Genomic DNA, 10,309 nt, shown 5'->3' on the forward strand with positions numbered 1-10,309 from the left:
GTTGATGTGAGTGATTTAGCTGCACAATTCGCTTTAGATAAACAAAGCTTGCAATCAAGTGATTCAAATCGTGACTTTGATCCAGACTTGTTAGATATCTTCCTTGAAGAAGCTGATGAGTTATTGGTTGGTATTGATGCTGATCTAAATACATGGACAGCTGATCAACAAAATGTAGGTGCATTGAAAAACTTGATGAGATATTTGCACACCTTAAAAGGTGGTTCAAATATGATTCAAGCAGGTCATATTGGTTTAATTGCACATGAATTGGAAACAATTTATGAGAAATTAATCAATCAGCAGTTACAACCGAACCCACAATTAATCGCAGTCATTCGTGCAGTACAAGATGATATTGCAGATCGAATTCAAACTATTCGTGATAAACAAGTCGATTATCCAGCTACACATGCGTTGAATGTATTAGCAAATCAAGATTCAGCAAGTGTTGCATCAGCGGTTATTCCTGTTGATGACGTTAAAGAATTGGATAGTTTGAATACAGCCACAGTGGAAACCACGGTTGATTCGACTCTTTCTGTAAATAGGTTAAGAACTGAAACACATCATGCTGTTGATGTGAGTGATTTAGCTGCACAATTCGCTTTAGATAAACAAAGCTTGCAATCAAGTGATTCAAATCGTGACTTTGATCCAGACTTGTTAGATATCTTCCTTGAAGAAGCTGATGAGTTATTGGTTGGTATTGATGCTGATCTAAATACATGGACAGCTGATCAACAAAATGTAGGTGCATTGAAAAACTTGATGAGATATTTGCACACCTTAAAAGGTGGTTCAAATATGATTCAAGCAGGTCATATTGGTTTAATTGCACATGAATTGGAAACAATTTATGAGAAATTAATCAATCAGCAGTTACAACCGAACCCACAATTAATCGCAGTCATTCGTGCAGTACAAGATGATATTGCAGATCGAATTCAAACTATTCGTGATAAACAAGTCGATTATCCAGCTACACACGTACTTCAGTTGCTTCAGCAAGCAGATCAATCTATTGATTTTACTTCGTCATCACCTATTACTTTTGAGCCTGTAGCCGAAAATCATGTTGCCACTGTGATCGAAACGGATGATCTCACGGACTTATCAATTGATGAATTCTCATTGGTCGAAGCTCAAGAAGTTCTAGAAGATATTTCAAATGCTGAAATTGTTCATGAAGTTGCGCTAGATGATGATGTTCGTTCTCTTGTTGAGCAAACATTCTTAGAAGAAGCTGAAGAACTACTTGAACAAGCCAAAGGTCTATTAAGACAATGGTTTGATCAACGTGGTAATCGTAGTTTGCTCTTACAGTTACAACGTAATGCCCACAGTTTAAAAGGTGGTGCACGTATGGCTGAGTTAGATGCAATTGCGATTGTTGCTTATCATCTCGAGAATGCATTTGAACAGTTTGGTGTACATCATTTCAATTCAAATGTTTACGATAATCTTCTCAATACAGCACTGGCTTGGTTGAGTGATGCGATTTCCAAACGTCAGTATGCAAACTTTGACGGCTTAAAACAAAGTTTAGAGAATATGGAGTTTGTTGATGTTTCAGCACAACTTCCACAAAAGCTCTCAGCTAAAGATATTTTCACTCCAGAATATACAATGGAGTTTGTTCAAGGTGATGGTACAGAACCTCCATCAATGTTAGGTGAGTGGGAAACGACCGAACGTATTGAACAAAATAATGAGATGATACGTGTCTCTGCTGACGTCATTGAGAAAATGATTGACTTGTCAGGTGAGAATGCGATTAACCGTTCGCGTATCGAAATGGACCTTGGTCAATTGGGCGGTACATTAACGGAGATGGAGCTTGCGATCAAACGTTTGGCAGATCAGTTACGCCGAATGGAAGGTGAGTTAGAAAGTCAAATTATCGCACGTCATGGTGGTGAGAACTCTCGCTATGCAGATTTTGACCCATTAGAGATGGACCAATATTCATCTTTAAATCAGTTGTCAAAATCTCTTGCGGAATCCGCGTCGGACTTGGTTGACTTTAAGACCACACTTTCTGAGAAGATCCGTGATACGGAAGGTTTGTTATTACAACAATCTCGTATTCAAGCAGAAATTCAAGAAAGTTTGATGCGTACCCGATTGGTACCTTTCTCTCGATTATTACCACGTTTACAACGTATTGTTCGTCAAACAGCATCGACTTTAAACCGACCAACAGAATTAATTGTTAACAATACTGAGGGTGAATTAGACCGTAGTATTTTGGAAAAATTGGTTGCGCCATTTGAACATATGTTGCGTAACGCGATTGACCACGGTATTGAAGACAGAGAGCAACGTTTACAAGCGAAGAAACCAGAAACTGGACATATCGCTTTAGATATTGGTCGTCAGGGTACTGATATTGTTGTGACATTTAGTGACGATGGTAAAGGTATCGATGTGAATCGCATTAAAGATAAAGCGATTCAAACAGGTTTAATGACTAAAGAGCAGAAACTTGACCATGAAGAAATTCTGCAATTTATTTTCCATCCAGGTTTTAGTACGGCTGCACAAGTTACACAAATTTCTGGGCGTGGTGTTGGTCTAGATGTTGTTCAGAGCGATATTAAAGCGCTTGGCGGTCATGTGAGCGTTAACTCTGTTTTAGGTAAAGGAACAACATTTACCATTCGAGTACCGACCACAGTAGCTGTAAGTGATGCCTTGATGGTAAAAGCAGGCGATCAACAGTTTGCCTTCCCACTTGCACAAATTGACCGTATTGTTCGTATTTCACCTGCGGCATTAGAACAATACTTTGAAAGTAAAGACGATTATTTCAAGATCGATCAAGAAAGTTATCGTTTACGTTATTTATCTGAGTTTGTTGCTGGGCAGCCGATTCCTCGTTTAAATGGCGTTGTTCATTCATTGCCTGTATTGTTGGTTAAAGGTGCGCAGGGGCAAACAACAGCATTACTTGTTGATCAGTTAATTGGTTCTCGTGGACAAATTGTTGTAAAACCTATTGGACAACAGTTCTCAAGTATCGGGGTGATTGCTGGTGCGACGATTATGGGTGATGGTCAGGTATGTTTGATCTTAGATGGTCAAAATATTGCTCGACAAGCACAGTCTACAGCACGTAGTAAACAGGCTGATGAAACTTATACCAAGCAGCGCTATGATGAACGTCGCTTGATTATGATCGTCGATGACTCGGTAACTGTACGTAAGGTAACTTCGCGCCTATTAGAGCGTCAAGGTTATGATGTTGTGACTGCGAAAGATGGTGTGGATGCGATTGAGCAGCTTGAAACCATTAAGCCAGACTTGATGTTACTTGATATTGAAATGCCGCGTATGGATGGTTTCGAAGTGACAAACCTTGTTCGACATCATGAACTACATCGCGATTTACCAATTATCATGATTACATCACGTACGGGTGAAAAGCATCGTGAACGTGCTTTATCACTTGGTGTAAATCAATATATGGGTAAACCATTCCAAGAAGAAACACTCTTGGAAAATATTGAAAGTTTACTAACAGTGCGCTCATGAGGTAAAAATTAATGGTAAAAAAAAGCGCAAACTCAGGTTTGGGGCAAATTGACCAACAAGAGTTACAACATTTAATTACGGTATCAACAGGGTTTATTGACGCTTATATTATTAAATGTCATGAAAAAGTTCCAATGCTGCTACCGCAGAATATCGTGTTATCAGCGATGGATACACAAACCAATATTGATCATGTTGAATGGCATGATCTCAAACTTCCTATTTATGCTGTAAATGATCCAGCAAATAAAAATGGGGTAGCGTTGGTGGTTGAAGGTGATGACGTTTCAGAACGATTTGCTTTGGTTTGTAATGAAATGCCTGAATCCATTCGTTTACGTATTTCTGAAATTGTAGATGAAGAAAAAGACATTGATGACAATAACGTATTTAAATATGTCAAGATTGGGGAAAAACAGTTTTATGTCCCTCATCTACAAAATATTCAAACCCAACTAGGGTTATAAATAAAAAAGGAACTCAAAAGAGTTCCTTTTTTATTGCCTCAACTTGTATGTTAAGCAAGTAATTCAACTAAAATTTGCTCATAAATCTCAGCAAGTGGCTCTAAATCATCGACATTTACATGTTCATTGATTTGGTGAATTGTTGCATTTAATACGCCTAATTCTAGAACTTGAGCGCCCGTAGGTGCAATAAAGCGGCCATCTGAAGTTCCTCCACTTGTCGATAGAACAGTTTCAACACCAGTCACATTTTTGATCGCTGTTTTTGCAGCATTCACTAATTCACCAACAGGGGTGAGGAAAGGTAAACCTGATAGTGTCCACTGAATATCATAAGTTAAATTATATTTATCCAAAGTCTCAAGTACGCGTTGTTTGAGAATTTCAGCTGTCACTTCAGTTGAGTAGCGAAAGTTAAAAGTAACTTTTAGTGTGCCTGGGATTACGTTGGTTGCACCTGTTCCAGCTTGTATATTTGAAATTTGGAAAGAGGTCGCAGGGAAATATTCATTGCCATTATCCCAAACAGTATCGCACAGTTCAGTTAAAGCCTTCGATGCTGAATGAATAGGATTTTCTGCTAAATGAGGGTAGGCCACATGTCCTTGTTTGCCATGAACAGTCAAAATCGCATTCAAAGAGCCACGACGACCATTTTTGACGATATCACCTAATTGATGTGTGCTCGATGGTTCGCCTACCAAGCACCAGTTCATTTTTTCGTTACGTGCTTCTAAAGTTTCAATGACCTTCACTGTCCCGTTGATTGAAGGACCTTCTTCATCAGATGTAATCAAAAATGCAATAGAACCTTTATGGTTCGGATGCTTCGCTACAAAACGTTCAGATGCAACCACCATTGCAGCCAGTGCTGTTTTCATATCTGCTGAACCACGACCATATAATTTACCGTCGCGAATACTTGGTAAAAATGGATCTGAATTCCAAGCATCTAAATGGCCTGTAGGAACGACATCTGTATGACCTGCAAAACAAAAAACAGGTGCTGTAGTGCCTCTGCGTGCCCATAAGTTATCAACATCTTCAAAACGCATGTTTTCGATATTAAAGCCAATTTTTGCTAAACGCTCGGCCATAATATTTTGACAATCATGGTCAACAGGGGTGACAGAAGGTTGGCGTAGGAGCTGTAAACTAAGTTCAAGAGTATCGGAATGGTTCATGCGAGATGTGGTTAAATCTGGTGAAATCTGAACCGATATAATAGGGGAATATGATTGAGAAAGGTATGCAAAAATAAACCTTATCTATGTTTAGATAAGGTTTTGCGAAGGGTGTTCACTAAAATTACATTTTATCCTGAGTTTTTTCAGCAGTTTGAGTAACTTTGTCACCTGCTTTAGATACATCCTGCCCAAAACCCTTAAATGTATTACAACCAGTTAAAACAAAAGCAGTCATGATTGAAGCAACTAAGATTTTTTTCATCATCTTCTCCGTTTAAATGTAATTATGATGTTCTTAGAGGCTAAGAAAAAATGCAGAAAATAAACATAATGGTTTGATAGTAGAAGTGTTATAAAATGTTACTTTATAAAAAATAATCTGATGAAGAAGATCTAATGAATAATAAAGAGGGTTGGCGAAACATATAAAAAGAGGGACTAGGTGTGTCATGATAATAAAGACCATTTGTCCACCATGTTGCATTTTTTGAGGATGCTTGCTGATTAGGACATAACCATTCATGACGTTGTAATCGATAGTAATCTGTTGTGGGAATATTAGTTCCCCATAATCCCAAACGTCGGGACGAGTTGACCCAGTTAGGGAGTGCCAACTGATTCAAATCAGTTGGCAAATATAATTGCCCTTTCATAACTGCAAATTTTCGTTGAATCTGATGATGATTTGCATCCGTAAACTGAAATTGACGTTGAGTGAAATGCTTCAATTTTCTTTGTAATGTGTCTTCTCGATTTAGCCCATACCATTGCGCTAAGGCTAAGTTACTTTCGCCTAGGTAATATTTTAGTGCAACTTCCCAATGTTCAATTTCTTGTGTGTCTTGATTTAAAATAAGGAAATCTAGTTCACCTAGCGTAATCGCTCCTGCAATTTTTTGAATGCTATGACCTAAAAGTTGATAGGGATGATACTCATCATCTAATAACCAAAACCAAAGTAAGTTCTCGAATCGTAGCCCAAGGCGAGTACTTTTGAGTTGAGCAAGAAAATCAATGAGGGCTTGCGGATGTTGATCAAGTTGCTTTAAGCGTTCTTCATAGCGTTCATAATGAGTTTGCCAGATTTGATCAGAATGGAGCTCAAAAGTATGCTTTATCACTAAATCTGGCGGGATTCGAGCTAAAATATTTGGACTCGCGATGCAAAAAGCCAAGTGACGTACTATAGGATTCTTAAACTGCAACCAAGGTTCAAAAAAAAGGGTCGTACTCATTAGGCTCGACATGCTGTTACTCAATCATGGAAATAATAAGTTAAGTTTAAGAAAGAGCAATAAAAACAATTTATACTAGCATGGTTGTAAACATGTGTTGGTTAATTACTCAATGAAAACATTGTTCTGGCGTAGTTTAGTTGTGATTTTTATTGTTTTAGGAATCATTGGAGCAATTTTACCAGGCATGCCAACTACTGTGTTTTTAATCCTTGCAGCATGGGCTGCATCGAAAGGATGGCCTGAAATGGATGCTTGGCTCTTGAATCATCCTAAATATGGACCGACCTTACGCAATTGGCGTGAACATGGGACAGTACCGCGTAAAGCAAAATGGATAGCCAGTATTATGATGCTAATGAGTGGTATTTTAATGCTGTTTACCAACGCACCATTCATTGTCAAAATTTTTACAGATCTCACTATGTTTATTGTTGCTGTGTGGTTGTGGTTAAGACCCGAGCCTGAGCGAGGATAAACAAAGCAACGCTTTGTCCGAGCGCAAGACGAGCAGCTATGCTGCGAGTGGCGAGTTAAGAAAAGCAACGCTTTGTCCGAGCGCAAGACGAGCAGCTATGCTGCGAGTGGCGAGGATAAACAAACTTAAAGCTTTTCCTTAATGGCAAGACCTCGCACCAAGTATGACCCATATGCCGTGAGTTACGTTGTTAAGAAAAGCAATCCTTAGCGCTGAGAATTGATTAAAACACTACTTTTGCTGATCTAAAACAGCATGTTTGATCTTACTATGCTGTTTTGTTTTTTATATTTAAAATCAATCAACAATCAAAACTACCGAAAAATACAAGAAAAAGCTTTGGGTGTATGTTGAAATATCTGTGTTCTATCATCTGTTGAGATAAAAATGACTTATACCCTTGATCAGGCAGACATCGTCATAGATTTAGCACAACAAATTCTACATTTGCCAAAGCACAATAAATTTTATGTGATCTCTTCTGGCAAGAATGGTATTGGTGAGCAAGAGAATAGCGGTAAGACGCCAAGAGGTTGGCATCAAGTCGCACAAAAGATTGGTGCAGACCTAAAGAAAAATACGGTCTTTATTGCACGTCAGCCGACAGGGGAAGTGTATAACCAACAACTCGCACAACAATTTCCACAAAGAGATTGGATTTTGTCACGAATTTTATGGTTGGATGGTTTAGAAGATGGATTCAATCATGGAAATGGTTGCGATACATTTAAACGATATATCTATATTCATGGCACGCCTGATACAGAACCGATGGGCATTCCGATGTCACATGGCTGTATTCGGATGAAGAATGATGAGATTATTGAGTTATTTGAGCTAATTTCTGAGCAGGCGCTGGTTTATATTTCAGAACATACTTTAGAAAATGAATGATGAAAATATGAATAAGTGCTTAAATAAAATACGAAAATCTTGATTTTTTCAATGAATTACTTATTTTTTAATCATTCGTACGCTTTTTTCAGAAAAGAATGGCAAAAGCGTTTGACAGGCTGTAAAGATTCTCTATAATGCACCTCACAAACGATGAAGACGTTAAGGGCGCTTAGCTCAGTTGGTAGAGCGTCTGCCTTACAAGCAGAATGTCGGCGGTTCGATCCCGTCAGCGCCCACCAAGCCTTTACGTTAAAACTCAAGTGCAGCGGTAGTTCAGTTGGTTAGAATATCGGCCTGTCACGCCGAGGGTCGCGGGTTCGAGCCCCGTCCGCTGCGCCACTTAAGTTTTAATATCGTTTTACCCTATAATTGCAAAATTATTGTGCAGCGGTAGTTCAGTTGGTTAGAATATCGGCCTGTCACGCCGAGGGTCGCGGGTTCGAGCCCCGTCCGCTGCGCCACTTTAAGATTGCAAGAATAGATAGAGTTAAGTAAATTAGAGTTTATATTCTTTGATACTTAAACAATATTTAAAGCATTGCTTTAAATTTGTTACCTAGCTCAGGGCGCTTAGCTCAGTTGGTAGAGCGTCTGCCTTACAAGCAGAATGTCGGCGGTTCGATCCCGTCAGCGCCCACCATAATTAGTGACATATACTTCTTAATAGAAGTAAGCAGTGCAGCGGTAGTTCAGTTGGTTAGAATATCGGCCTGTCACGCCGAGGGTCGCGGGTTCGAGCCCCGTCCGCTGCGCCATTCTCTTAATACCTTTTTTGAGAATGTTTGTTTTAACAAGTATACTTATACTTGATCTCTGATACGAGTTTACTCTCACTCAGGGCGCTTAGCTCAGTTGGTAGAGCGTCTGCCTTACAAGCAGAATGTCGGCGGTTCGATCCCGTCAGCGCCCACCATAATTTCTCTTCTAGTTCAAATCCTTGTAATTTATATAGAATTGTTTTATTATTAGCGTCAATAATGATTCTAATATTGAACTATTTTATGAAAAATCCATATCAACGCAAGGCTGCGTCGAAATCACAAACAACAAATTCTAGTTCCTCACCAAAAGATATTTATCGTCAATTTATTCAAAATATTATTATACAAAGGCAAGTTATTGCGCTTTATCATGATGGGTGGGCCTTATGTTCAACCCCATCTGGTCAACACGCATTATCGATTTGGCAAAATAAAGGTTTGGCAAAATTATTGATTAAAGATAATTGGGCTAAATACGAGATTCAGGAAGTATCACTGTGGGTTTTCATTGAAAAGATGATTCCTTTTTTAAAAGAAAATAATACGATTCTATCTTTAGACCTTACCCCAGAGGGTAACAATCTATTGGTTTCACCTGATACTTTTTTATTGGATGTAAAAAATTTCCTTTACCAAATTTATTTACAACGACCAGATGTATTTGCTGAGTTAAAGTTACCTTTGCCTAGAGATATTCGTCTACACAATTAAATGAGATAAATTGATTGGGGGACAACCCTAATCAATATTCATTCAGAAGCCAACCACTGGCATAAGCAAAGTATTCTCTTAACCATGCATTATAGCGTGTGGTCACTGGTGTCGTTGCGCCAAGCATAATGATATTACGATAGCCTTGTTTCTTTGCAATGGCGGCGGCGCGTAATGTGTGGAAATCGCTGGTTACAATCGCGATCGGTTGATGGATGTCAATCTGTTGTGTCTGTAATAAGTGTTGGCTATTTCTAAGATTCAGCTCCGTACTCGTGCTTTTATCTTCCAAGATGATCTGTGAAGCAGGAATATGATAGTGCTGCTGTACATAACGTGACATGACAATCGCTTCACTATCAGTTTCACCAAAATCAATGCCACCTGTCATGACTAATTTGGCATGAGGTTGTGCTAAAGCTACAGGGGCAGCACGGTCTAAGCGTTTCGCCAATGTGGCAGAAGGTTGTCCATTTTCAACGCCACTGCCTAACACAATAATGGCTTTAACCGTAGGGATATTTTGAGTTTTGGTATTATTGTCTGAAATGTAATTAAAGAAATAGCCTAAGCTAACGACCCAAATCCAAAAGCACAACCAGCCGAAGCGCCAAATTGAATGCAGACGAAAATGATAGAAGAAGAAACGTTCGATATGATAATAGAAATAAGCATAGAGACAAAAAAATAGCCCAAGTAGTAGCGGTAGTACTGTTCCAATATGAATCTTTTTAAAGGCGATTAGAATAGCGCCATCTAAGAACAGAATTGAACCGATAAGGGCTAAAACAAGACGAACCCATGAACTTATTTGCATAATCTTAATTGTAGTCAATTTGAATCGTGCTCAGTGTATGCAAAATTCTAAGAAAGGCAAATTCTCTTATGTTTTGATGAAAAAAACGAGTGGCTGGCACTCGTTTTTAGATATCAAAAGGGTTTAATAAACGTCTCGACGAGAGACTGTAAATAAAACTGTGTAAACGCTTAGACTATCCCTCAACGCTGTTAGGGGCAACACAGGTGTTTACCATGA

At 38.8% G+C, this 10,309-nt stretch carries 9 protein-coding genes and 6 tRNA genes; 11 read left to right on the forward strand and 4 right to left on the reverse strand.

Features of this window, described 5'->3' with window-relative positions; genetic code table 11:
* Both CDG56_RS15155 and CDG56_RS15160 read left to right on the forward strand, forming a co-directional pair.
* A partial coding sequence (locus CDG56_RS15155) for an Hpt domain-containing protein (protein WP_087548325.1) occupies positions 1–3,537 on the forward strand: 3,537 nt, incomplete at its 5' end.
* Positions 3,538–3,548: 11 nt separating this feature from the next.
* Positions 3,549–4,004, forward strand: coding sequence for a hypothetical protein (locus CDG56_RS15160; RefSeq protein WP_004664651.1), 456 nt, complete (start codon positions 3,549–3,551; stop codon positions 4,002–4,004).
* 50 nt (positions 4,005–4,054) lie between these two features.
* Here CDG56_RS15160 and dapE read toward each other — a convergent pair whose 3' ends face one another.
* The 3 genes from dapE to CDG56_RS15175 form a co-directional block, all read right to left on the reverse strand.
* Positions 4,055–5,188, reverse strand: coding sequence for a succinyl-diaminopimelate desuccinylase (gene dapE / locus CDG56_RS15165; RefSeq protein ID WP_087548326.1), 1,134 nt, complete (start codon positions 5,186–5,188; stop codon positions 4,055–4,057).
* A gap of 124 nt (positions 5,189–5,312) precedes the next feature.
* The gene (locus CDG56_RS15170; protein ID WP_017196706.1) at positions 5,313–5,456 is read right to left on the reverse strand and encodes an entericidin A/B family lipoprotein; all 144 of its coding nucleotides are present in this window, start codon (positions 5,454–5,456) and stop codon (positions 5,313–5,315) included.
* 100 nt (positions 5,457–5,556) lie between these two features.
* Complete coding sequence (locus CDG56_RS15175; RefSeq protein WP_005162005.1) at positions 5,557–6,438, reverse strand: DUF1853 family protein; 882 nt, start codon at positions 6,436–6,438, stop codon at positions 5,557–5,559.
* 100 nt (positions 6,439–6,538) lie between these two features.
* Between CDG56_RS15175 and CDG56_RS15180 the strand changes: the two genes are divergently transcribed.
* The 9 genes from CDG56_RS15180 (at position 6,539) to CDG56_RS15220 (ending at position 9,273) form a co-directional block, all read left to right on the forward strand.
* A complete protein-coding gene (locus CDG56_RS15180; protein ID WP_087548327.1) occupies positions 6,539–6,904 on the forward strand; it encodes a YbaN family protein in 366 nt (121 codons plus the stop codon).
* Between the two features lie 387 nt (positions 6,905–7,291).
* A complete protein-coding gene (gene elsL, locus CDG56_RS15185; RefSeq protein WP_005161998.1) occupies positions 7,292–7,798 on the forward strand; it encodes a cell wall-recycling L,D-carboxypeptidase ElsL in 507 nt (168 codons plus the stop codon).
* Between the two features lie 166 nt (positions 7,799–7,964).
* Positions 7,965–8,040 (forward strand) — tRNA-Val (locus CDG56_RS15190).
* A 23-nt stretch (positions 8,041–8,063) separates the two neighbouring features.
* Positions 8,064–8,140 (forward strand) — tRNA-Asp (locus CDG56_RS15195).
* 45 nt (positions 8,141–8,185) lie between these two features.
* Positions 8,186–8,262, forward strand: a tRNA-Asp gene (locus tag CDG56_RS15200).
* Positions 8,263–8,365: 103 nt separating this feature from the next.
* Positions 8,366–8,441: transfer RNA gene (locus CDG56_RS15205), tRNA-Val, on the forward strand.
* A 38-nt stretch (positions 8,442–8,479) separates the two neighbouring features.
* Positions 8,480–8,556: transfer RNA gene (locus tag CDG56_RS15210), tRNA-Asp, on the forward strand.
* Positions 8,557–8,638: 82 nt separating this feature from the next.
* Positions 8,639–8,714, forward strand: a tRNA-Val gene (locus CDG56_RS15215).
* An 88-nt stretch (positions 8,715–8,802) separates the two neighbouring features.
* On the forward strand, positions 8,803–9,273 hold the full coding sequence (locus CDG56_RS15220; RefSeq protein WP_005161994.1) for a DUF2750 domain-containing protein: 471 nt from the start codon (positions 8,803–8,805) through the stop codon (positions 9,271–9,273).
* A 31-nt stretch (positions 9,274–9,304) separates the two neighbouring features.
* On the opposite strand, the gene CDG56_RS15225 is transcribed toward CDG56_RS15220, so the two are convergent.
* A complete protein-coding gene (locus CDG56_RS15225) occupies positions 9,305–10,090 on the reverse strand; it encodes a YdcF family protein (protein WP_005161991.1) in 786 nt (261 codons plus the stop codon).
* Between the last annotated feature and the right edge of the window lie 219 nt (positions 10,091–10,309).

The organism is Acinetobacter sp. WCHA39 (assembly GCF_002165385.1).
Taxonomy (GTDB): Bacteria; Pseudomonadota; Gammaproteobacteria; order Pseudomonadales; family Moraxellaceae; genus Acinetobacter.